We start from the raw sequence: 22,567 nt of genomic DNA on the forward strand, positions 1-22,567 counted from the left end.
CTCATTTACCCGGCGATACAAGCCGGCCACTTTTTTTAGTATAAATATGATATGTAGCCTTTTTATTCACTATCCTGTCCATAAAAAGAAGCATTTGCTCAAAACGGACGTCGGGATAGCAGAAAACATAATCGGTAAAGCCTTTCATCTGGTTGCGACGACAAATCGCATCCATCGCATGCTCTTCATCCAAATCCCAAAGGTTGACATATTCGAGTTCGGGCATACGCTTGGTACAGGCCTTCTTTATTTCTTCAAAATGTTCTTCATTACATAATACCAGCAAACGGCGGTGCTTACTTTTCTTACCTTTATTTAATCCGAACTTCCGGAAAGGAGCAGACAAGATTGCCTTAAGCCAAACCGCAACATGGATAAGGAAACTCATTACAATGCCGGAATGCGGATAATACTTCTTAAAGAAAATAATCATTGCCCCGTAAAATGCCCGGATATATTTCAGGTCTCCCTGCTTTGTACTTTCGCCTTTATAATGCAAAATACGTTCAGGTATATAAAAGTTAGTATAACCGCCAAGTACCAGGCGATACGAAAGGTCAATGTCTTCTCCATACATGAAGAAAGCCTCATCAAGCAAGCCTACTTTATCCAGAGCCTCATGGCGCAACAGCATAAATGCTCCGGCCAATACTTCAACTTCATGTTGCTTATTCTCGTCCAGATAAGGTAAACTATAACGTGCAAAACAAGGTGAATTGGAAAAAAGCTTTGACAGCCCGAACATTTTGCAAAACGAAACCCACGGCGTTGGAAACGAGCGTTTACTTTCCGCCAGAAATACACCGTGTCCGTCCAACATTTTCACTCCTATTCCGCCCGATTGCGGATTTTCATCCATAAAATAGCACAGCGAACGGATACTTTCTTCACCTATCACCGTATCCGGATTAAGCAGCAATACGTATTCTCCCTTACACCGGGCAATAGCCTGGTTATTGGCCTTTGCAAAACCCGGATTATCGCAGTTCTCAATAAAAACAACTTCAGGAAACAAAGGACGCAGATATTCTACCGAACCATCCGTAGAGTTATTATCTACAACAAACACATCAGCATCCATGCCCGACACTGCAGCCCGTACAGAATAAAGGCATTGCTCCAGGAAGTATTTTACGTTGTAGTTTACTATTATAATAGATATCTTCGTTTCATACATGAGTTACATCAGATTAGCTGTTCATCTTAAATTCCGTACGGTTAACAATAGAACGTCCTAAAGTTATCTCGTCGGCATATTCAATCTCATCCCCAATAGAAACTCCACGGGCAATCATAGACGTTTTTACATCATAAGGAGCCAATTTACGGTAGATAAAGAAATTTGTAGTATCGCCTTCCATCGTCGTACTTAAAGCAAGAATCACTTCTTTCACCTCGCCACGGGCCACGCGCTCTACCAAACTATCAATCTGTAAATCACCGGGGCCGGTTCCGTCCATAGGCGAAATAATTCCTCCCAGCACATGATAAACACCACGAAACTGACCGGTATTCTCTATTGCCATTACCTCTTTTATATTCTCAACCACGCAAACCGTTTCATGATCCCGTTGCGGATTGGCGCAAATAGCACACATCTCATCATCGCATATATTATGGCAAACACGGCAATACTTTACGTCGCGACGCAAAGCTACCAAGGCCGCTGCAAAGTTTTCGATATAGCCCACATCACGCCTAAGCATATAAAGAGCCAATCTCAGAGCAGTCTTCCGCCCTACTCCGGGCAACGAAGCCAACTCATTCACTGCACTTTCAAGTAATGCCGACGGGTATCTTTCACTCATTGTCTCTAACTATTTGAGCACAAAGATAACGAATAATTAGTTCTTTCCATAGCATATCTTAATCCGGGAATACCGACATTTTACCCCAAAGATACTGTATTTTTATTCTTTTGTCCTTGGTCAAAATCAATTTCCAGCATGGTCAAAATTAATTTTTAGCCAGGTAGTAATTAATTTTATACCTGGTAAAAATAATACTTATTCCCGATCTTTCGCACAAAACATGCTGTATCCCAGATTTAATTATAGCAATGAAAGGATTTGTTTCTTTCGAAGATATAACATACTTTTGTCAACAACAAGCCAGATTCAAGGCTGCTTAGACGAATAATAAACCTAACATTTTAATGCCGTAATGGAAGAAAACAAAGAAAAGGTAAACGGGCTGCCTGAAAATGCCTATCGGGAACTGAAAGAAGGAGAAGTATATAAGCCAATCATGTCACCCAACAAACAATACAAGGAAGTAACGCCTTGGTCGGTTCTATGGGGACTTGTCATGGCCGTACTATTCAGTGCAGCAGCAGCCTATCTGGGGTTAAAAGTAGGACAGGTATTCGAGGCGGCCATTCCCATCGCCATTATTGCCGTAGGACTATCCAGCGGATTCAAACGGAAAAACGCGCTGGGCGAAAATGTCATCATACAGTCTATCGGGGCTAGTAGCGGCGTTATCGTTGCAGGAGCCATCTTTACGCTGCCGGCCTTGTATATTTTACAAGATAAATATCCGGAAATCAGCATAAATTTCTTTGAAGTATTTATGAGTTCGTTGCTTGGCGGAATATTGGGCATCTTATTGTTAATTCCGTTCCGTAAGTATTTTGTTTCAGACATGCATGGCAAATACCCTTTCCCCGAAGCTACAGCTACCACCCAAGTACTTGTGTCCGGTGAGAAAGGAGGCAGTCAGGCAAAACCTTTGATCTTTGCAGGATTAATAGGCGGGCTGTACGATTTCATCATCGCTACTTTCGGATGGTGGAGCGAAACGGTCAGTACACGCATAATAGGTGCCGGAGAATTGCTTGCAGAGAAGGCAAAAATCGTATTGAAAGTCAATACCGGTGCCGCCGTATTAGGTTTGGGATACATCATCGGATTAAAATATTCTATGATTATTTGTGCCGGTTCATTCCTTGTCTGGTTAGTTATCATCCCGGCTATGTCCGCCATCTTCAGTGCCGATGTGCTCACATTCGGCAATAATGCCATAACCGCCACTGTAGGCAGTATGACACCGGAACAGATATTCACTACTTACGCCCGCCACATTGGTATTGGCGGTATTGCAACAGCAGGTGTAATAGGTATTATCAAATCATGGGGAATTATACGCGGAGCTGTAGGATTAGCTGCTAAAGAGCTGAAAGGAAAAGGCGGAGACGCTGAAAAAGAAACAATCCGGACACAGCGGGACATCCCAATGAAAATTATATCCATCGGTGTAATTGTGACATTAATTATCACTTATTTGTTCTTTCACTTTGGCGTATTAGATAACTGGTTTTATGCCGTAATAGGGCTACTGCTGGTTGGTATTATTGCCTTCCTTTTCACAACAGTTGCAGCCAACGCAATTGCTATAGTAGGCACAAACCCGGTTTCGGGCATGACGTTGATGACACTTATATTAGCCTCCATCATCCTTGTAGCCGCAGGATTAAAAGGAACGGCAGGAATGGTCTCCGCCCTCGTTATTGGCGGTGTTGTTTGTACTGCTCTATCTATGGCAGGAGGTTTTATTACCGACTTAAAGATAGGATATTGGCTGGGAAGTACACCAGCCAAACAGGAAACATGGAAGTTCCTCGGAACATTGGTTTCGGCAGCAACAGTAGGTGGTGTTATATTGATACTGAATCAGACATACGGTTTTACTACCGGACAATTGGCCGCTCCGCAAGCAAACGCTATGGCAGCTGTTATAGAACCTTTAATGAGTGGGGCCGGTGCGCCGTGGGCTTTGTATGCCATAGGTGCCGTATTGGCTATAGTACTGAACTTCTGCAAAATCCCGGCATTGGCATTTGCCCTGGGTATGTTTATCCCTCAGGAACTCAACACACCTTTGCTAATAGGCGGAGCCATTAGTTGGTACGTAGGAAGCCGTAGCAAAGACCAAGCTCTGAACTCTGCCAGATTGGAAAAAGGTACACTGCTTGCTTCCGGATTCATAGCCGGAGGTGCTTTAATGGGAGTGGTGAGTGCCGCCCTTCGCTTTGGAGGAGTTAATCTGGTGAATGAAGATTGGATGAACAGCACAATGGCAGAGATGCTAGCCATTGTAATGTATATTGCAATCATGGCTTATCTGGCAATTACTTCATTAAAAGCAAAAAAAGAATAATTCAGATCATGGAAGCACCGGTAGTAAACGTAGGTATATTAACAGAAAAGGCAGTATCATTCGTATTTAATGCAGAATACGTACATACAGAAACAGGCACTTTCTTAACCGGGGAACAACGCGCTTTGTTTGTAAACGGAAATATTGTTTTTAACGGCAAACTATATAAAGAAATATTCTTTGAACCTACTTCTCCGGACGCTTCCTTCGAATTGAAAGCTGTAACCATTGGCGTTCAGTTCCATTGGCAGCGGCAAGAAGACCAACGTTTTTACGGCGCTTTAAATTTAGTTGCCGGAAAAGAAGGTATTATCACGATCAACCAAGTAGACGCCGAATTATACTTAACCAGTGTTATTTCGTCTGAGATGAGTGCACACGCATCAAAAGAACTGCTAAAAGCACACGCTGTTATTTCCCGTAGTTGGCTACTTGCCCAGGTAGAAAAAAGTTCGATGCTATCGGCCTCGGAAAAGAAATACCAAAGTTACTACAGGGACAGAGAGCAACTGATTCGTTGGTACGACCGCGAAGATCACGCATTCTTTGATGTTTGTGCAGACGATCACTGCCAGCGTTATCAAGGCATTACCCGCACTTCTACTCCAATCGTAGAACAAGTAATACGCGAAACACGCGGAGAAATACTGACCGATGGTAAAACAATCTGCGATACCCGTTTCTCCAAATGCTGCGGCGGTATAACCGAGAAGTTCGAGAATTGCTGGGAACCGGTTCCTCACTCCTACCTTACCACCGTAAAAGACAGTCAAGATGAGATAAAGTATCCCGATCTTACTAATGAAGCTAACGCAGAAAACTGGATAAGGACCTCACCGGAAGCCTTTTGCAACACACATGACAGTACCATTCTGAAACAAGTATTAAACAACTACGATCAGGAAACAACTGACTTTTATCGCTGGAAGGTGGAATACACTCAAAAACAACTTTCCGAACTTATCCATCGCAAAAGCGGTATGGATTTCGGTCAGATACAAGATTTAATTCCAATAGAACGCGGAACATCCGGGCGTATCGTAAAGCTGAAGATTATCGGCACACGGCAAAGTTTAATTATCGGCAAGGAACTTGAAATACGCCGTACGCTCTCAGAAACCCATTTGTATAGTTCTGCATTTATAGTAGATAAGAAAGAGGTATCATGCGATATTCCACAACGCTTTATTTTAACCGGTGCCGGCTGGGGACACGGCGTCGGATTGTGCCAGATAGGCGCAGCCGTAATGGGTGCCAAAGGATATAACTACAAACAAATTCTGGCTCATTATTTCCCCAGAGCGGAAGTTGAGAAAAGATATTAAACGGTTCAGAAATTCCTTCCTTTATTGTATATTTGCAGGAAATAAAAATCACTCGATGAATAGCTACATTATCCTCTTTATCATTGCGGCTTATTTTGGAATACTATTATTGATAGCCTGGATTACCGGAAGAAAGAACAGCGGCAATGAAGCTTTTTTTCTCGGAAATCGTAAATCGCCCTGGTATATTGTTTCTATCGGTATGATCGGGACCTCCCTTTCAGGTGTTACATTCGTATCAGTCCCGGGTATGGTTCGTGGAATAGATATGACATATATGCAAACGGTTCTTGGTTTTTTTGTCGGATATATCCTGATAGCCAAAGTACTGTTGCCTCTATATTATAAATTACAACTTACTTCCATATACTCATATCTTGACAGCCGTATAGGGCGGCGTAGCTATAAAACAGGAGCTTCCTTCTTTTTATTATCTAAAATCGTAGGAGCGGCAGCCCGGCTTTACCTCGTTGTTTTAATATTACAGACTTACGTGTTCAGCACTTGGAACATTCCGTTCGCAGTAACGGTTATACTTAGTATTTTTATGGTCTGGCTTTATACATACCGCAGCGGGATCAAAACAATTATCTGGACAGACACCATTCAGGCGCTATGCCTGGTTGCCATGCTTATTGTCATTATCTGGCAAGTAAAAGACAAGATGGATTTAAGTACCGGCGGCATGATACAAACGCTGGTAGAAAGTCCTCGCTTCCGCATATTCGAATTCGGAGACTGGCACAGTACGCAAAACTTCTTCAAACAATTCTTTAGCGGAATATTTATCACCATTGTGATGACCGGCCTGGACCAGGATATGATGCAAAAGAACCTTTCATGCAAAAATCTAAAGGATGCACAAAAGAATATGTACACTTACGGATTTGCTTTTACTCCGGTAAACTTTCTCTTCCTTGCGCTGGGTGTATTACTTTTAATCTTAGCCAACCAGCAACAAATACAATTGCCTCAGTTAAACGATGATATTCTGCCCATGTTCTGTACTTCGGGTATTTTAGGGAGCAGTATTCTGATATTCTTTACCATCGGTATTATTGCTGCGGCATTCAGCAGTGCAGACTCTGCATTAACAGCACTCACAACTTCTTTCTGCGTAGATATTCTTGGTGTAGAACAGGAAGAAGCACAAAAGGCCAAACGTACCCGGCTGAAAGTACATCTTATGATTTCCGTATTATTCGCTATTATCATTCTTATATTTAAAGCTGTTAATAACCGGAGCGTGATAGATGCCATTTACATGATTGCTTCATATACATACGGTCCGTTATTAGGCCTGTTTGTTTTCGGCCTGTTTACCCGTAAACAACCACGCGACAAATATGTTCCTTATATATGTATAGCCTCGCCTTTGATCTGTTTTACCCTGGATTATCTTGTAAAACAATATGCCGGCTATACCTTTGGTTATGAAATGCTGATGGTTAACGGAGGTATTACATTTGCAGGGTTGTGGGCAGTTTCGGCACACAACAAACAAACGAGTATACATAGTTCATAATTTATAATTTACAATTCAACCTATGGAAATAAAAAGTGCGGAATTTGTAATTAGCAATACGGATGTAAAAAAATGTCCGGAAGGAAACTTACCTGAATATGCTTTCATTGGACGCAGTAATGTAGGCAAATCGTCCCTTATTAATATGCTAACTAACAAGAAAGGGCTTGCCATGACTTCACAAAAGCCGGGCAAGACACAGCTTATTAATCATTTTATCATCAATAATGAATGGTATTTGGTTGACCTTCCCGGTTATGGGTTTGCACAACACGGCAAAAGCGGACGTGAAAAATTAAAGTGCATTATTGAAGACTATATATTAGAACGTGAACAGTTAGTCTGTCTTTTCTTACTGGTAGATTGCCGGCATGAAGCACAAAAGATAGACCTTGAATTTATGGAATGGCTTGGTGAAAACGGTATTCCATTCACTATTATCTTCACAAAGACAGATAAAATAACCAAAGGGCGGTTGCAAGAAAACCTGAAAGCTTATAAGGAAAAATTACTTGAAACATGGGAAGAATTACCACCGATTTTAGTCTCTTCATCCGAAAAAAGAGAGGGGCGGGACGAAATATTGAATTACATTGAGGAAATCAACAAAAGTTTATAAATACACCTTTTTATTGTGGGGTGATAATAGTACGGGTGGTATGGAATCGCCAACAACTTTACCGGGAAGCAAATACAGACTATCCCGATGGGGCAAACACCCCGCCGAGTACAGTTGCCCAACCACCGGTACTCTTTTATCAGAAAATAACATCTTCACATTACGTAGAAATCCGGCCTTATTGCCAACCGGAAGAGATATAAAATAAATAAGATAAAGAATGAGGTTGTGTCAAAACGCTATTACCGGACGCAGATGACGCAGAACACACAGAAGAGCACAGACTGATTTTATTAATAATCAATATGGCCTGCGCTCCGTCTGCGCTCCTTAATTCCGACTTTTGACACGACTTCATTCTTTATACCTTAATAACTGATCTTGCACCCCACAAAATAACATCGGGGCGTACCGGGCCCATAGATATATTTCGAATCACGATCTTTACCCTGATCAAAATCATTCTGATATGCCTGGAATATATTCTGTACACCTGCATTTATCTGTAAACTAACAGAACTAAACAAAGGAATATCATAAGCCAGTTTAATATTCATATCAAAAAAATCCGGCGTTTTCTCTTCTCTATCTTCAGGAATATAACCTGCCAAATGCTGTACCAACATACTTCCTGTATAAGTTCCGGTAAGAGATGCGGACAGACGTTTCACTGGAGTAAAAACAGAAGTGAAATAACCGTAAACATCTGGTGTCCGGAACATTTTCTTTTGTGGCTGGATGCCCGGATTTGTTTCGCTCCACGTCACTGCTTCTTTATAACGGCTACGCTGTATAGTAGCACCGGCCTGCAATTGCATCCACGAATAAACCATCTTACCTTCCAAATTAATTCCCATTACGCGGGCACCGTCTTTATTACGACGTTCCAATATCAAGTTACCTTGTTCATCCTTCCCTACTTCCTGAAGGAAGAATACATCCTTTAAATCCGTATAGAATCCTTCCGCCAGAAAGTTTACCTGAACAGGCCCAAAGCGATGATAAAAATCAACCGAAGCACTTACACTGTTCGACCGTTCTTCTTTCAAATCAGGATCAAGCTGGATAATAGCTACATCGCCACCAACAGCAGCAACATGCAAATCCTCGTCAAATGCCTGCGGAGCACGGAAACCGCTTGAATAAGATAAACGTAAATTGATATCTTCAACCGGATTGAAACGTACGTTAGCTCTCGGACTAAAAATAACATGATCCATCAGGTTATGTTTATCAAAACGGCCGCCGACAAGAAAGCTCCAACGATCATTTTTCCACTCATTCTGGAGGAAAAGACTTCCTATATGTACAGTCTGGTCAACTATACGATGATAACCTAACATCTCATCTTTCAGCCTGTCATAATTATACTCCAGGCCTCCGGTAAATTCGGCAGGCATAAAAAGGCATTTATTCCAGTTGTATGAATATTGCGTACCACCAACAAAGGTCATATCAGTAGTATGTCCATAAGCGTCCGGATTCTGGTTCGTTCCATAATAACTATCACGTTTGGTATGCTGGGCCGAAGTATATACATTTAAGCGATGTTTGTAGTCTTTGGAAAACAAGTCGAATTTCAACCCTCCGCCATTTATATTATGTTCTGTTTGCTCAGCAACAAAGGCCTCATGAGGAGGACGATCAATCTGGTCGCCTCCACGACGGTATTCATTAATATTATGAAACTCGAAAGTCAGCTTAGAATAAGTGCTGGTCTTCAAATAAGAACGAAAACCTACCGTTTTTGCATTCAACTGTCCTAACTCGGAAAAACCATCGCCGTCATAATCATACGAAGCACGGTGACGGCTTTGTCCGAAAAGGTAAATTCCGGCTTTATGATCATCCGTTACCAATGAAGCATTCAATGTGGTATTATTATCAGGACGGCTACCTCCTATCATTGTCAGGGAGTGAGCCAATTGGGCAGAATTGCGCAATGGCTCTTTTGTTATGATATTTATTGTTCCTGCTATGGCAGAAGAACCAAATAATGCAGAACCTCCTCCACGCATAACTTCTACACGTTCTATCATATTAGCAGGAATCTGTTCCAACCCATAAACACCGGTAAGAGCACTGAATATCGGACGGCTATCTACCAGGATCTGTGTATAAGGGCCTTCCAGCCCATTGATTCGAACTTGTTGAAAACCACAGTTCTGACAATTGTTTTCCACACGCACTCCCGGTTGAAAGTTCAACCCGTCAGCTAAAGAGGTTGCATGGGTTGTCTCAAAAACCTTCGCATCCAATACATTTACCAGAGACGGAGCCAACCGGCGGGTCGTCTCATTCCGGTTTGCCGAAACAACAACGCCATCCAATGAAACAGCATCTTCTTCAGCTTCAAAGTTTACTTCCAAAGTCTTTCCTTTCTTAAGAATCAATTGCTTCTCTATTGTTTTATAACCTAAAGACTTCATCACTAAAGTAAACTTACCTTCCGGAAGATTTTTCAGGTAATAGTGTCCGGTAGCATCAGTGGAAGTACCGATCGTTGTTCCGTGTAGATAGACGTTAATAAAAGAAAGATGTTCTCCGCTTTTTTTGTCCAAAATATGTCCCACTACATTAGCATCCGAAGGATTAAGGCGCATATCATCATCTCCTGCCCATAAAACCGAAAAGGTATGACACAGGCATAGTATAAGTATAAATATCCTATTCATTGCTTGATAAAAATAATTTAATATGATCTTAATAATCTATTTGGAAGGAATAACATATTCTTTCAATGGAATATAATTCTTTCCGAGAGAAAATAGAATTTCTTTCGAAAGGAATCCTAAATCCTTCCGAAAGGAATGTTTTTAATATCAAGCTAAAACAGGAGGTGCGCGAAGATATAAATTCCCTTTCACAGGAACCGGAAACGCCGGATAAACCGGCGATTCAGAAACTTCGCCTATATAAAGTGTATAAAAATGTAGTTGCAGCGGATGAACCGTTCCATCGGTCGCATGTAGCGAAGAGAGTATATGGAACAGCTGTATTTCGGCTAAGGAATTGTGATGATGAGAAGAACTATTCGAATCAGTTTTAAATGGATGAGCATGTACAATGGTTACGCCGTACTCAATATGCACGTGTGTAAAAAGTGATACACAACTATAGTACGTAATAAAAAGTACCGGTAGTAACCACTTCAAATATTTAATTATATGTTGTCTCATCCAACTTTATCCCGATTAGGGACAACAAAGATAAAAAAACAATCGTTTTTAAGCAATATTTCATTTAAAATAACTATTTAATCCTTTTAGCAGAACAAACAAAATTATAACAAAAAACAACAAACTAATTGTAAGTATCAAATAGCATTTGTATAATAATTTGTTACTTTTGTAGGCAATTTACAAAGAAACAAAATACAAAATCGACGAACATATGGCAAAAATAACGAAAGATGAAGCGCTTCGGTATCATTCCGAAGGCAAACCTGGAAAAATTGAAGTAATTCCCACAAAACCACACAGTACACAAACAGATTTATCATTAGCTTATTCGCCAGGTGTAGCCGAGCCATGCCTGGAAATTGAAAAGAACCCGCTCGATGCTTATAAATATACATCAAAAGGAAATCTGGTAGCTGTTATATCAAACGGTACTGCCGTTTTAGGTTTGGGAGACATTGGCCCAATGGCAGGAAAGCCGGTAATGGAAGGAAAAGGGCTTTTATTCAAAATCTTTGCAGGCATTGATGTATTTGACATCGAAGTAGCAGAAAAAGACCCTGAAAAATTCATTCAAACAGTAAAAGCTATTGCACCTACTTTTGGAGGCATCAATCTGGAAGACATAAAAGCTCCGGAATGTTTCGAAATAGAAACACGCCTGAAGGAAGAACTAGATATTCCTGTCATGCACGACGACCAACACGGAACAGCCATTATCTCTGCTGCCGGTCTTTTAAACGCATTGGAACTAACCGGCAAAAAGATTGAAGAAGTACAGATCGTAGTAAACGGTGCCGGTGCGGCCTCTATCTCTTGTACAAAACTATATGTATTGCTAGGAGCACGCAAGGAAAACATTATCATGTGCGACAGTAAAGGCGTTATATCAAACAAACGCACCGACTTGAATGCTGCTAAGCTCGAATTTGCAACCGATCGGGATATAAAGACATTGCAGGAAGCTGTTGCAGGTAGTGATGTATTCCTTGGTTTGTCTGTTGCCAACGTATTAACCCAGGAAATGGTTCGTTCCATGAATGCAAATCCGATCGTATTTGCATTGGCTAATCCGAATCCTGAAATCTCTTATGCAGATGCAATGGCATCACGCAACGACATCATTTTTGCAACCGGCCGTTCCGATTATCCGAACCAAATAAATAATGTATTAGGATTCCCTTATATTTTCCGCGGCGCACTCGATGTTCATGCCAAGGCAATTAATGAAGAGATGAAACTAGGTGCCGTTCATGCGATTGCTGATCTGGCAAAAGAACCTGTTCCTGATGTGGTTAATGCGGCTTATAAGCTAAAACGCACTTCCTTTGGACGCGATTATATTCTTCCAAAGCCACTCGACCCACGCTTACTAACCCGCGTTTCCATAGCTGTAGCCAAAGCTGCCATCGAATCGGGAGTTTCTCGCAAAACAATCACCGACTGGGATGATTATGCAAACCATTTGCGTGAAATGATGGGATACGATAATAAAATGCTTCGTTCTTTCACGGATATGGCCAAGGCAAATCCGAAACGTGTGGTATTTGCAGAAGCAAACCATGTAAATATGCTGAAAGCCGCTATTGAAGCTAAGTCTGAAGGTATTTGCCAACCAATTTTATTAGGCAATGAAGAACGACTTCAAAAACTGGCAGCCGAAGAAAATCTGAGCCTTGAAGGTATAGAGATCGTAAATCTGCGCCACGACCGTGAAGAAGAACGGCGCAATCGCTATGCCCGCATTCTTGCAGAAAAAAAGGCACGCGAAGGTGTCACTTTTGCCGAAGCATGTGAAAAGATGGTTGGTCGCAATGCCTTCGGGATGATGATGGTAGCAACCGGAGATGCAGATGCGTTCATTACCGGCGTTTACAGCCGTTATTCGGAAGTGACAAAACTAGCGGAAGAAATCATCGGAATCCGTCCCACATACAATCATTTCGGAGCAATGAATATTGTTACCTGCAAAAAAGGAACTTTCTTTATTTCCGACACATTGATTAACCGTCATCCTTCTACCGACGTACTGATCGATATTGCACGTCTGACGCATGATGCCGTCAAGTTCTTTGCACATGAACCTGTAATGGCAATGCTTTCATATTCCAATTTCGGTTCCGACAAAAAAGGTAGTCCGCAAAAAGTACATGATGCCATCGATTTCCTGCATAAAAATTATCCGGAAATGGTTATTGACGGAGAAATGCAAGTAAACTTTGCTCTCGACAAGAAACTTCGCGACGAGATGTATCCGTTCAATAAACTAAAAGGCCAAGATGTAAACACATTAATTTTCCCGAATCTAAGCTCAGCCAACAGTGCCTATAAATTATTGGACGCACTTGGAATTTCCGAGACAATTGGCCCGATCCAAATGGGATTAAATAAGCCGATCCACTTTACAGATGTGGAAAGCACGACCCGCGACATCGTAAATCTGACCACCGTTGCAGTTGTAGATGCAATTGTACAGGAACAGATAGAAAAAGAGAAATAAAAATAAAAAACTTACTCTCTATAGCGCAGGTGCAACAATCTTTTTCTTTGCACCTGCGCTATATTTTTATTTCTTCTTTTTCAGGTCCATTTGAAGTTGAATACCAATCGAAACGCTCAAATCATTCGCCCATGAATGAGATTTATTTGTAACTATGACAGGAGGTATGTCCGGCAACGTTGTTGTATGGATAGCTTTACAAGATTGCATCGGAAAACGATAGCTTACATCAAAAATGACACTGCATTTATTTGATGTACGATAACCTATAGATGTTCCTGCATTGAAAAACATAGGCGACCTGTCTATTTTCAAACGAGTAGTTTTCCCATCAATCGTTGTCGAATTATCAGAAGAACAACCGGCAGACATCCACCCTATTCCGACTCTTGGCATCAACTGCCACCTATTCCTTTCCACAATATATGATACTCCAAGTGCCACAGAAGGTTTTATTTTACTTAAACCTGGAATCAACTCGTCAAGAAGTGCGTTACCGATATTCTGTACTAAATCATCGGTTTGTACTTTATAGAAAGAAAGTCCTAAATCAAAATAAGCACACCAATTGCATGCAAACGCAACATTCATTCGCATGTTAAACTGGGTAGCTACATCCGCCCGTGAACCAAACCATTCTGAATAATCATTTCCTCCGGTATTAAAATTAGAACCTAAAGAAAACGACATCATAAACGGTCTCTGCATAGATTCTATTCTATGCTTATCTTTAATAGTTGTAAAATGCTCTTTTTCTTGAGCCGTGGTCGGTACTATACCTATGACAAATAGGCATAAAACTAGTATTCCATATAAAGTCCTTGTTCTCATAAGGAAAGATTTTAATGATGTATTTACAAAATGCAAGATTAACAAAATACTGCATAACTTCATAACCTATTTATAGGGAATCTTAAATAACACAAAAACACCCAGCTTTACATTCTTGGGTGTAAAACCGGGTGCTATTCTCATTAAACACTGATTGTCAATGTTTACAGCAGAGAAATAGGGTAATGAATTTCCTCGACAAGTCCTTATTTACAAGGTTATAATAATGTCAATATTACTCTTAGTACTGTTTTAGTAATTGAAGTTTGTCCGACTCAGTCCTACATCGTCTTCATGATGTCCATCCATCTCAACATTAAGAAATAAAGATAATACAAATCATTCATTTGGCAAAATAGTCTCATATCAAATTCGCAAATTCACTTTTTTGTAGTAGATTTGCACAAAACAATATCTGATATGATAGAAAGAATATTAAAGACCAGACTATTGGAGCTAACGAAAAAGTATCCGATTGTTACCCTAACGGGCCCACGACAATCAGGTAAATCGACGTTACTCAAAACATCATTTCCAGAGTATAAATACGTATCATTAGAAGATCCGGATATGAGATTGTTCGTAACCGAAGATCCAAGAGGCTTTCTTGCTACATATCCTGATAAAACAATTATTGATGAGGTGCAGAGAGTGCCATCTATATTTTCCTATATTCAGACTCATACCGATAAAGAGAATAGAGAAGGAATGTACCTGCTTGCGGGCTCTCATAATTTTCTTTTAATGGAGAGCATCAACCAATCACTTGCAGGTAGAACTGCTATTCTTCGGCTATTGCCTTTTTCTCATCTAGAAATGAAAGAAGGTAATATACTCCCCCCTACTGTGAATGAAGAAATTTTCAAAGGAGCATATCCTCGTCTTTACGACAAAGACATTACCCCTACTGACTACTATCCATTCTACATCCAGACATACGTCGAACGTGATGTTCGTTTGATGCGGAATATTGGAGACTTGAGTAAATTCATTCGTTTTTTGAAATTGTGTGCAGGACGTATTGGACAGCTCCTCAATATTTCGTCGTTAGCCAATGAATGTGGAGTATCCGTAACCACAGCAACCTCATGGATTTCTATTTTGGAGGCAAGTTACATCTGCTATTTATTAAAACCTGATCACAACAACTATGCTAAACGGCTAGTAAAAGCTCCAAAACTCTATTTCTATGACACAGGGCTAGCATGTTCACTTCTCGACATAAAAAGCGCTGACCAAATAGCGACTCATTTTCTTCGTGGAGGTTTATTTGAGAACCTTGTAATTAATGAATTTATCAAGGAAGCATATAATAAAGGAAAAGAGCCCAATCTTTCATTTTGGAGAGATAGTACAGGCAATGAAGTTGATTTATTGCGCACAGAGGAAGGCAAACAATTTGCATACGAAATAAAATCAGGAGCCACATACTCTTCTGACTTTTTCAAGGGTATCTCCAAATGGGCAAAGCTATCGGGGGTAGCTTCTGAGCAATGTTTCGCAATTTATAATGGAAATAAAGATATGAAGACTTCACAAGGCGAGGTTAAGAAATGGTAATTTAAGATTCTTTCTAACATAGAAAAGAATCTTAAATGTACTCTTGCTCATATACCTTGTTTTTTATGTCCGTAACAATGGGGTTATAACTTCCCACTGCTAAGGAACGATTAACAATTAGTTTATGAACAGACATCTAAGAGACAACGAGCGACATATCAGCAACTTAACATCAAAATCGTTACTATTTATTTCGTCTGATTTTCAGTAACGATTTGGTAACACTACTTTGTCCAAACGGGGCATTTGCTTGTCTGCCGACAAAATAAAAAAGTCCCGTAAAATCAAGGTTTTACGGGACTTTTCTTAACTTTTCCACTATTTGTCTTTAGCGTTCAGCGGAGAGATAGGGATTCGAACCCCAGGAACCTCTCAGTTCAACGGTTTTCAAGACCGCCGCAATCGACCACTCTGCCATCTCTCCAGTCGTGCAACCATTTTTCTCTCGATTGCGGTGCAAAGGTAATAAGTTTTTTTTTACTTCCTAGCGTTTGGCATTATATTTTTCTTTTTCGTTTATTATTTTTCTTTTAGCTATCCGTATGAACGTTTAAAGACAATTTATTGTTATTTTTGTAGACAGTATTAATACAGTAAACAGTTTTTTATGAGAAATTTAAAAGGTTTATTAGCAATCTCAGTCGTACTTCTTTTGGTTAGTTGTACAATGTCTGCAAAAACAGGAGAAAAGCAAGCAGAGAAAGCAACAACCGCGGAAGTTGTGCATCTAAATAAAGCAGAGTTTCTTTCTAAAGTATTCGATTTCGAGAAAAGTCCGAACAAATGGGTTTACGAAGGAGACAAACCTTGCATAATTGATTTTTATGCTGACTGGTGTGGTCCGTGTAAGAAAGTAGCTCCTATTTTAAATGAGCTTGCTGAAACTTACAAAAATGACATTGTGATTTATAAAGTAAATGTTGACAAAGAAAAAGAGCTAGCCTCTGCATTCGGGATACAAAGTATACCAACATTTTTATTTATTCCGATGAACGGGCAACCGCAAGTTGCACAAGGTGCCCTACCTAAGGAAGCTTTTGTTGAACAAATTAATAGCTTCTTGCTCGGTAAAAAGAAATAAAAACGACGCAACAGTCTATATAAAAGCAAAAGAAAAGGTTTGTATCTGTTTTTAATAAAACTAAGATACAAACCTTTTCTTATTTAGTTGCCCACCCTATTTCTTTTAGCCTTCTATTCAAATCAATTCAGTTGCTTATCTAAATTTCATCAGATAATTACCAATACAAAAAAGAGGATATCCTAAAAGAATATCCTCTTTTTTATTTTAGCACCAGCACGAATTATTCAGCGCTTTCAGCTGCAGGAGCTTCCTCTGCAGGAGCAGCTTCTTCAGCTTGAGCAGCGGCGGCTGCAGCTGCCAATTCTGCTTTCTTCTTAGCTACAACTTCTGCTTTTGCCTTATTTGCTTCTTTCTCTGCTTCCAGACGAGCCTTAGCTTCAGCTCTTGCAGCTTCGCTATCTTTGTCTTTTACAGCCTGAATAGAAGACTGTTTGTTTTTCAACCAAGCCTGAAATTTCTCTTCAGCTGCTGCTTCGTCGAAAGCACCCTTCTTTACACCTTCCAGCAAATGCTTTTTCATGCAAACTCCTTCACGAGAAAGAATATTGCGAGTTGTATCTGTAGGTTGTGCACCTACCTGTAACCAATACAAAGCTCTTTCGAAGTTCAAATCTACTGTAGCAGGATTAGTGTTCGGATTATAAGAACCTATCCTTTCAATAAATCTTCCATCACGTGGAGCCCTGCTGTCTGCGACTACGATCTGATAAAAAGCGTAGCTTTTACGACCGTGTCTTTGCAATCTAATTTTTGTTGCCATGTTTGAATAATTAATTTAAGCTGTTTGTATTAGCGGGTGCAAAGATAAGTTTTTTCGTCTTTAAAACAAACTTTTAAACAGAAAAACGTTTAAAAGTTAATGATTCACCATCCATTTATGCCTTAATCCCCGTAAACTTTTTTGTATATACTTGGAAAGTATGATAAGAGTCACGGCTACTATTATCAGAAGGATACCTAAAGCAACATGAGAAGTAAAAGGTTCACTAAATAGTAAAACACCGACACACACGGCTGTCACCGGTTCCATTGCCCCTAAAACAGCAGTCAATGTTGATCCTATATTATGCACTGCCTGTACTAAAGTGACATTAGAAATCACAGTCGGAACAATAGCTAATAAAATCAGATTCATCCATGACTGTCCATCCGGTATCAGTTGCAGCCCGCCATTCATCAACGCCTTAACAAGAAACATGAATGTACTGACTATAAATACATAAAAGGTAAGTTTCCGTCCATTCATAGCATGTACCCTCGACTTATTTACCGTAACTATATATAAAGCATACCCTACAGCCGAAAAAAGAACAATAACTACACCAACGGGATTTAAAGCCAATTCTCCATCTCCTATAGAAAGACGTGCAACACCGGATACGGCTAAAAGAATAGCAAACACAGTTACCCATGAAGTCTTTTCTTTAAATATCGTCATCATAATAAGAGCGACAAATATAGGATAAGTGAAATGGAGCGTCGTAGCAATTCCTGCTGCCATAAAGTTATATCCCCAAAACAGGAACAAAGAGGATATTGTATAAAATCCACCCAACAATATCAGCACCGGAATATCCCTTTTGTCCATCTGAAATGATTGCTTTTCCACTTTCATAACTCCCGCCAGAGAAATCGCAGCAAAAAAGAAACGATAAAAAAGAATGGAATCAAACAGCATTCCACTAGCCATGAGAGGTAATGTAAATAACGGTATTAAACCGAACGTTATAGAAGTTGCAATACCAAACGCAAAACCTTTGAGGTTACTCATCGTAATTTCTTTTTTTTAAACAATCAACATATACCAGTTGCGATGATATACTTGTATACTAACTTTTACTCTAATAATCCGGTTATGGCATCAAGTATCTCTTTATCTGTAACCTCTTTATTATAGCCATTTATTATTTTCCTTATCGTTCGATGCTCATCCAGTATAAAAAAGACAGGAGCAGCTCCTCCAGTCCGATAGTCTTTAATTACAGCATCCGTAGCACTCAGGAACATATAAGTTATATTGTGTTTATCCACATAATTTTGTCCGGAATGTGCGTTCCGTTTCCATGTTTCAATTGCCACAACTTCAAGTTTATCCTCGCCAAAGTCATCTTTTAATTTATTCAGGAAAGGAATGGATACCATACAAGGCCCACAGCCAATACCCGTAAATTCTAATAATACCACTTTGCTTTTAATGTCCGACAAAGATACAGTTTTTTCTTTTATATCGTTCAACGTCCAGTCCGGAGCCTTTATTCCAGTAAGTTCCGGCAGAACCGGCACATTACGTTTTTGACCATACATACGAACTTCAAAGTCTTTCGGAAAATAATCAGATAAATTAAAATCTTCAATAGACAACCTATTACATTCAACATCCTGGCATGTAACAACGGAAATATTATGGCATTGCTCCCTTCTGTATTTATAAGGCAGGTCATCCGATTTTCGAATCCAAAGCTCATAAACAGATGTGGGATCAAAAGCATACGGATTATCCATATAATAAGCTTTTCCAAAGAATTCGACCTGTTTATCTTCTTTTATGGTTAATTTGAAGTGATAACATTCCGCCATATCATCAAGCTCCATCGTAATCTTGTCATTCGTTTCAAGTGCATATTTAATAACATTCTTAGTGAAGCTAAAGAAAGGTGGCGTAACAAGCCTGAACGGCAATTTCCTTGCTGTAAAATCATCCAGAACGATAATCTTATCCTCATCATATACTATAGCTTTCTTTTCACCATCATATCCGCCATAAAATTCAATACTTGGCGTAAAGCATGCATAAGAAGCACCAATAATAGTGTCAATAGGATTGTTATATTCATTCACTATGAATGGAGTCCGATAGGAGGCAATAGTATCTCCCGGTTCCCAGGCTTCCATAATCTCCGTATAGGTAGCAGACTCAATCTTCTCCAAATTATCTAACACTTTTCCCAGATAATCCTTCTTCATATCCTGAGCAGCATTTGTCATAGCAGACAATAAGAAAACAGAAATAATCAACAGTCGTGTTTTCATAGCAATATCTTTATTAGTTCAATCTATTATAATTTCGTAAAAAACTACATCAAAGCATATTCCGAAATAATCGTACATACAAATATAAAGAAAAGTCAGACCCGACAACTGTCAGACCTGACTTTTACCACCTTTTAACAGACTGTATAAAGGTTATCTTTTATCCCTTCTTATTTTAGAATGATTAAATTACAAAAGTAATCCCGCCGCTACTTCTTCGGCAACTGCTTCACCTTTTAATGCAGCAACCAATGCCAATCCAAAATTAAATACTAATCCGGGGCCTTTACCCGTAATGACATTGCCATCCACTTCTACCGCCTCACCCGTGACATTTGCACCAACCAACTTTGGTTCGAAACCCGGATAACAAGTAGCATTACGGCCTTTCAACAAACCTAATCCTCCTAACACAAGCGGAGCGGCACAAATAGCAGCAACTACCTTTTGATTACGATATTGCTCTAAAAGCCTTTCTTTTAATGGCTCATAATTGTTTAAATTAGTTGCCCCAGGCATACCTCCGGGTAAAACCAAAGCATCTGCATCCGTTAGATCTGTTTCTGCAAACAAACTATCTGTCACAAATTCCATACCATGAGCACCCGTTACTTTGCGTTCGCCCGTAATAGAAACGGTTTTCGCATTAATACCTCCGCGACGTAAAATATCTACGGTTCCAACAGCTTCCAGTTCTTCGAAGCCGGTAGCAAAGAATACATACGCTTTCTTCATGACTTTATCCGATTATATTATTTAAACTTATAAACATACGTAATTGTTCCGCTTTGGTTATTTGTTCCGTTAATGCTATTAAACTTAGCACGACGGGCAGCGTCCAAAGCACTTTTACGCATAGATGCATTATCAATATTAGTTCCCCGGCCTATCTCCGTAAATATCACATTTCCTTTCGGATCTACTGTAATATTAATCACTATACGCCCTTCCTCTTGTATGGTATAAGCAGGACGCGGTAGTCCTCCGGCTCCGATAGAACGACCATTCAGATTAAAAGAGCCGTAACCTCCCACTCCTTCATTTGCTCCATGATCGGAATTTCCAAACGGACTTCCCTGGTTGCCTGTTCCAGAAGCGGCATCGCCCTGACTATTACCATCGGTACTACCCATACCGAAAGCACCGGCTACTTTATTACTAATAGCCTGTTCTTTTTTACGTCGTTCGTCTGCTATACGCTTCTTTTCAGCTTCTTCTTTACGAATACGCTCCTTTTCTATCTCTTCCTTGCGTTTCTTCTCCGCTTCCTCTTTTTTCCGTTTCTCTTCTTTCTTTTTAGCCTCATTAATAGCGACACTCTCTTCGATATCCTGAGTTATCAATTCTTCTTTCGGAGCTTCAACCTTAGGTGCAGGTTCCGGAGGAGGAGGCGTTGTCGTCTCCTGAGGTAGTTCCTGTCCGGTATACTTAGGTTCAAACATTCCTGCAGCAGCATCTACGTTTCCGAAATTGACCAATACGCCTCCATCTTCATCGGGTATAATCGTTTTCAAAACCGAAAACCACAGGATAAGAAAAAGTACTGCATGGAAAGCAACCGTACCAACTATACCATATATGTCATCTTTATTAAACTTCATAGACGTTATTTCTGCGGACGTGTGGCAAGCACCATCTTAAACTTATTTTCGTTCGCTATATTCAGAATCTTTACAATTTCTTTATAAGGTACGGTTTCATCCGCATAAAGAGCTACAAACATTTCCGGTTCTTTGGCATAGCTATCTTGCAGAAACGGAGTAATCTCTTCAAATGAAACCTGTTTTTCCCGTTGGTTGCCAAAAGCTACATAATAATTCAGATTGGCATCTATCGTCACACGGGTAAGCGGTTTAGCTGCAGTTTGCTTCTGAGCTTGCGGCAAGGTGACTTTGATAGCATTCGGAATTACGACAGTAGAAGTAACCATAAAGAAAATCAACAATAGAAATATGACGTCCGTCATAGATGCCATGCTGAAAGATTCATTTACTTTTGTTCTTCTTTTTAAAGCCATCTCAATTAATTTGCTGGTTCGTTCAATAAATCCATAAATTCCATTGTACGGGCTTCCATCTTATTCACAACATTATCTACCTGGGAAACCAGATAGTTATATGCAAACAAAGCGATAATACCTACCACAAGACCTCCAACTGTTGTGACCAAAGCTTCATAAATACCATTAGACAGTAACGAGACGTCTACATTCGTTCCGGCATTAGCCATATCAAAAAACGCACGTACCATACCAGTCACAGTACCTAAGAATCCTAACATAGGAGCACCTGCCGCTGTCGTAGCAATCAAAGGAAAACCTTTTTCCAACTTTGCAATTTCCAGGTTACCTACATTCTCTATTGCCACAAGGACATCATTCATTGGACGTCCCAAACGGGTGATTCCTTTTTCTATCATACGTGCAGAAGGCGTATTTGTACTACGACAAAGATTCAACGCCGAATCCAACTTACCTTCATGAATATAATCTTTAATACGGTTCATAAAAGACTCGTCCTCTTTACCGGCACGGCGGATAACCATTAACCGCTGCACAAAGATGTATATTGCCATCAGAGACAATAACAACAACACAATCATAATCCACCCGCCTTTAAATGCAAGGTCTATAACATTAATCTCAGCCTCTGTAGGAAGTGGTGCCACTGATGTTAGATCAGGCATCTGATCTGCTGCCTGTGCTCCTGTGGCCTGGAGTGAAAGTAAAATACTCATACTTAATTTAATTATGAATT

Annotated in this window: 19 protein-coding genes and 1 tRNA gene; 8 read left to right on the forward strand and 12 right to left on the reverse strand. The window is 40.0% G+C overall.

Annotated elements, in window-relative coordinates; genetic code table 11:
- Nucleotide 1 precedes the first annotated feature (1 nt).
- Entirely contained in the window at nt 2-1,177 is a 1,176-nt protein-coding gene (locus CTY47_RS01045) for a glycosyltransferase family 2 protein (protein WP_099463017.1), read from the reverse strand.
- Nucleotides 1,178-1,190: 13 nt separating this feature from the next.
- Nucleotides 1,191-1,808, reverse strand: a complete 618-nt coding sequence (gene recR / locus CTY47_RS01050) for a recombination mediator RecR (RefSeq protein WP_099463018.1) — start codon at nt 1,806-1,808, stop codon at nt 1,191-1,193.
- A gap of 355 nt (nt 1,809-2,163) precedes the next feature.
- On the opposite strand from recR, the gene CTY47_RS01055 reads away from it, so the two are divergent.
- From CTY47_RS01055 to yihA, 4 genes are read left to right on the forward strand one after another with little or no spacing between them, the layout of a single operon-like run.
- The gene (locus CTY47_RS01055) at nt 2,164-4,158 is read left to right on the forward strand and encodes an OPT family oligopeptide transporter (protein WP_099463019.1); all 1,995 of its coding nucleotides are present in this window, start codon (nt 2,164-2,166) and stop codon (nt 4,156-4,158) included.
- A gap of 8 nt (nt 4,159-4,166) precedes the next feature.
- Nucleotides 4,167-5,483, forward strand: a complete 1,317-nt coding sequence (locus CTY47_RS01060) for a SpoIID/LytB domain-containing protein (protein ID WP_099463020.1) — start codon at nt 4,167-4,169, stop codon at nt 5,481-5,483.
- A gap of 55 nt (nt 5,484-5,538) precedes the next feature.
- Nucleotides 5,539-7,008 carry a sodium:solute symporter gene (locus tag CTY47_RS01065; protein ID WP_099463021.1) on the forward strand — a complete coding sequence of 490 codons (1,470 nt, stop codon included), beginning with the start codon at nt 5,539-5,541 and terminating at the stop codon, nt 7,006-7,008.
- A 22-nt stretch (nt 7,009-7,030) separates the two neighbouring features.
- Nucleotides 7,031-7,627 (forward strand): ribosome biogenesis GTP-binding protein YihA/YsxC, encoded by a 597-nt coding sequence (gene yihA, locus CTY47_RS01070; protein ID WP_099463022.1) that lies wholly within the window; start codon nt 7,031-7,033, stop codon nt 7,625-7,627.
- A 368-nt stretch (nt 7,628-7,995) separates the two neighbouring features.
- Here the strand turns inward: yihA and CTY47_RS01075 are convergent, their stop codons facing one another.
- Nucleotides 7,996-10,302, reverse strand: a complete 2,307-nt coding sequence (locus CTY47_RS01075; protein ID WP_099463023.1) for a TonB-dependent receptor — start codon at nt 10,300-10,302, stop codon at nt 7,996-7,998.
- A 65-nt stretch (nt 10,303-10,367) separates the two neighbouring features.
- On the opposite strand from CTY47_RS01075, the gene CTY47_RS16885 reads away from it, so the two are divergent.
- Nucleotides 10,368-10,676: a hypothetical protein gene (locus CTY47_RS16885; RefSeq protein WP_158228491.1), complete on the forward strand. Its 309-nt coding sequence runs from the start codon at nt 10,368-10,370 to the stop codon at nt 10,674-10,676.
- A 344-nt stretch (nt 10,677-11,020) separates the two neighbouring features.
- Nucleotides 11,021-13,306: an NADP-dependent malic enzyme gene (locus tag CTY47_RS01085; RefSeq protein ID WP_099463025.1), complete on the forward strand. Its 2,286-nt coding sequence runs from the start codon at nt 11,021-11,023 to the stop codon at nt 13,304-13,306.
- Between the two features lie 66 nt (nt 13,307-13,372).
- Here the strand turns inward: CTY47_RS01085 and CTY47_RS01090 are convergent, their stop codons facing one another.
- A complete protein-coding gene (locus tag CTY47_RS01090; RefSeq protein ID WP_143813303.1) occupies nt 13,373-14,137 on the reverse strand; it encodes a hypothetical protein in 765 nt (254 codons plus the stop codon).
- A 420-nt stretch (nt 14,138-14,557) separates the two neighbouring features.
- Between CTY47_RS01090 and CTY47_RS01095 the strand changes: the two genes are divergently transcribed.
- Nucleotides 14,558-15,697, forward strand: coding sequence for an ATP-binding protein (locus tag CTY47_RS01095; protein ID WP_099463027.1), 1,140 nt, complete (start codon nt 14,558-14,560; stop codon nt 15,695-15,697).
- Between the two features lie 339 nt (nt 15,698-16,036).
- Here the strand turns inward: CTY47_RS01095 and CTY47_RS01100 are convergent.
- Nucleotides 16,037-16,121: transfer RNA gene (locus CTY47_RS01100), tRNA-Ser, on the reverse strand.
- A 183-nt stretch (nt 16,122-16,304) separates the two neighbouring features.
- Here CTY47_RS01100 and trxA point away from each other — a divergent pair.
- Nucleotides 16,305-16,778 carry a thioredoxin gene (gene trxA, locus CTY47_RS01105; protein ID WP_099463028.1) on the forward strand — a complete coding sequence of 158 codons (474 nt, stop codon included), beginning with the start codon at nt 16,305-16,307 and terminating at the stop codon, nt 16,776-16,778.
- A gap of 223 nt (nt 16,779-17,001) precedes the next feature.
- On the opposite strand, the gene CTY47_RS01110 is transcribed toward trxA, so the two are convergent.
- From CTY47_RS01110 to CTY47_RS01140, 7 genes are all read right to left on the reverse strand, one after another.
- Nucleotides 17,002-17,541: a 30S ribosomal protein S16 gene (locus CTY47_RS01110; RefSeq protein WP_099463029.1), complete on the reverse strand. Its 540-nt coding sequence runs from the start codon at nt 17,539-17,541 to the stop codon at nt 17,002-17,004.
- Between the two features lie 96 nt (nt 17,542-17,637).
- The gene (locus CTY47_RS01115; protein ID WP_099463030.1) at nt 17,638-18,552 is read right to left on the reverse strand and encodes a DMT family transporter; all 915 of its coding nucleotides are present in this window, start codon (nt 18,550-18,552) and stop codon (nt 17,638-17,640) included.
- Between the two features lie 65 nt (nt 18,553-18,617).
- Nucleotides 18,618-19,811, reverse strand: coding sequence for a peroxiredoxin family protein (locus CTY47_RS01120; protein ID WP_099463031.1), 1,194 nt, complete (start codon nt 19,809-19,811; stop codon nt 18,618-18,620).
- 189 nt (nt 19,812-20,000) lie between these two features.
- A complete protein-coding gene (locus CTY47_RS01125; RefSeq protein ID WP_099463032.1) occupies nt 20,001-20,546 on the reverse strand; it encodes a DJ-1 family glyoxalase III in 546 nt (181 codons plus the stop codon).
- Nucleotides 20,547-20,563: 17 nt separating this feature from the next.
- Nucleotides 20,564-21,412, reverse strand: a complete 849-nt coding sequence (locus CTY47_RS01130) for an energy transducer TonB family protein (RefSeq protein ID WP_099463033.1) — start codon at nt 21,410-21,412, stop codon at nt 20,564-20,566.
- A gap of 5 nt (nt 21,413-21,417) precedes the next feature.
- The gene (locus CTY47_RS01135; RefSeq protein ID WP_099463034.1) at nt 21,418-21,828 is read right to left on the reverse strand and encodes an ExbD/TolR family protein; all 411 of its coding nucleotides are present in this window, start codon (nt 21,826-21,828) and stop codon (nt 21,418-21,420) included.
- Between the two features lie 5 nt (nt 21,829-21,833).
- Nucleotides 21,834-22,547 carry a MotA/TolQ/ExbB proton channel family protein gene (locus CTY47_RS01140; protein ID WP_099463035.1) on the reverse strand — a complete coding sequence of 238 codons (714 nt, stop codon included), beginning with the start codon at nt 22,545-22,547 and terminating at the stop codon, nt 21,834-21,836.
- Nucleotides 22,548-22,567 lie beyond the last annotated feature (20 nt).

The sequence above is a fragment of the Parabacteroides provencensis genome (assembly GCF_900232875.1).
Taxonomy (GTDB): Bacteria; Bacteroidota; Bacteroidia; order Bacteroidales; family Tannerellaceae; genus Parabacteroides; species Parabacteroides chinchillae.

Coding starts and splice junctions, on each gene's coding strand:
- CTY47_RS01085 (WP_099463025.1), top strand. CDS start 11,021: ATGGCAAAAATAACGAAAGATGAAGCGCTTCGGTATCATTCCGAAGGC.
- CTY47_RS01140 (WP_099463035.1), bottom strand. CDS start 22,547: ATGAGTATTTTACTTTCACTCCAGGCCACAGGAGCACAGGCAGCAGAT.
- CTY47_RS01060 (WP_099463020.1), top strand. CDS start 4,167: ATGGAAGCACCGGTAGTAAACGTAGGTATATTAACAGAAAAGGCAGTA.
- CTY47_RS01120 (WP_099463031.1), bottom strand. CDS start 19,811: ATGAAAACACGACTGTTGATTATTTCTGTTTTCTTATTGTCTGCTATG.
- CTY47_RS01095 (WP_099463027.1), top strand. CDS start 14,558: ATGATAGAAAGAATATTAAAGACCAGACTATTGGAGCTAACGAAAAAG.
- CTY47_RS01130 (WP_099463033.1), bottom strand. CDS start 21,412: ATGAAGTTTAATAAAGATGACATATATGGTATAGTTGGTACGGTTGCT.
- CTY47_RS01055 (WP_099463019.1), top strand. CDS start 2,164: ATGGAAGAAAACAAAGAAAAGGTAAACGGGCTGCCTGAAAATGCCTAT.
- CTY47_RS01090 (WP_143813303.1), bottom strand. CDS start 14,137: ATGAGAACAAGGACTTTATATGGAATACTAGTTTTATGCCTATTTGTC.
- trxA (WP_099463028.1), top strand. CDS start 16,305: ATGAGAAATTTAAAAGGTTTATTAGCAATCTCAGTCGTACTTCTTTTG.
- CTY47_RS01045 (WP_099463017.1), bottom strand. CDS start 1,177: ATGTATGAAACGAAGATATCTATTATAATAGTAAACTACAACGTAAAA.
- yihA (WP_099463022.1), top strand. CDS start 7,031: ATGGAAATAAAAAGTGCGGAATTTGTAATTAGCAATACGGATGTAAAA.
- CTY47_RS01115 (WP_099463030.1), bottom strand. CDS start 18,552: ATGAGTAACCTCAAAGGTTTTGCGTTTGGTATTGCAACTTCTATAACG.
- recR (WP_099463018.1), bottom strand. CDS start 1,808: ATGAGTGAAAGATACCCGTCGGCATTACTTGAAAGTGCAGTGAATGAG.
- CTY47_RS16885 (WP_158228491.1), top strand. CDS start 10,368: ATGGAATATAATTCTTTCCGAGAGAAAATAGAATTTCTTTCGAAAGGA.
- CTY47_RS01125 (WP_099463032.1), bottom strand. CDS start 20,546: ATGAAGAAAGCGTATGTATTCTTTGCTACCGGCTTCGAAGAACTGGAA.
- CTY47_RS01110 (WP_099463029.1), bottom strand. CDS start 17,541: ATGGCAACAAAAATTAGATTGCAAAGACACGGTCGTAAAAGCTACGCT.
- CTY47_RS01065 (WP_099463021.1), top strand. CDS start 5,539: ATGAATAGCTACATTATCCTCTTTATCATTGCGGCTTATTTTGGAATA.
- CTY47_RS01075 (WP_099463023.1), bottom strand. CDS start 10,302: ATGAATAGGATATTTATACTTATACTATGCCTGTGTCATACCTTTTCG.
- CTY47_RS01135 (WP_099463034.1), bottom strand. CDS start 21,828: ATGGCTTTAAAAAGAAGAACAAAAGTAAATGAATCTTTCAGCATGGCA.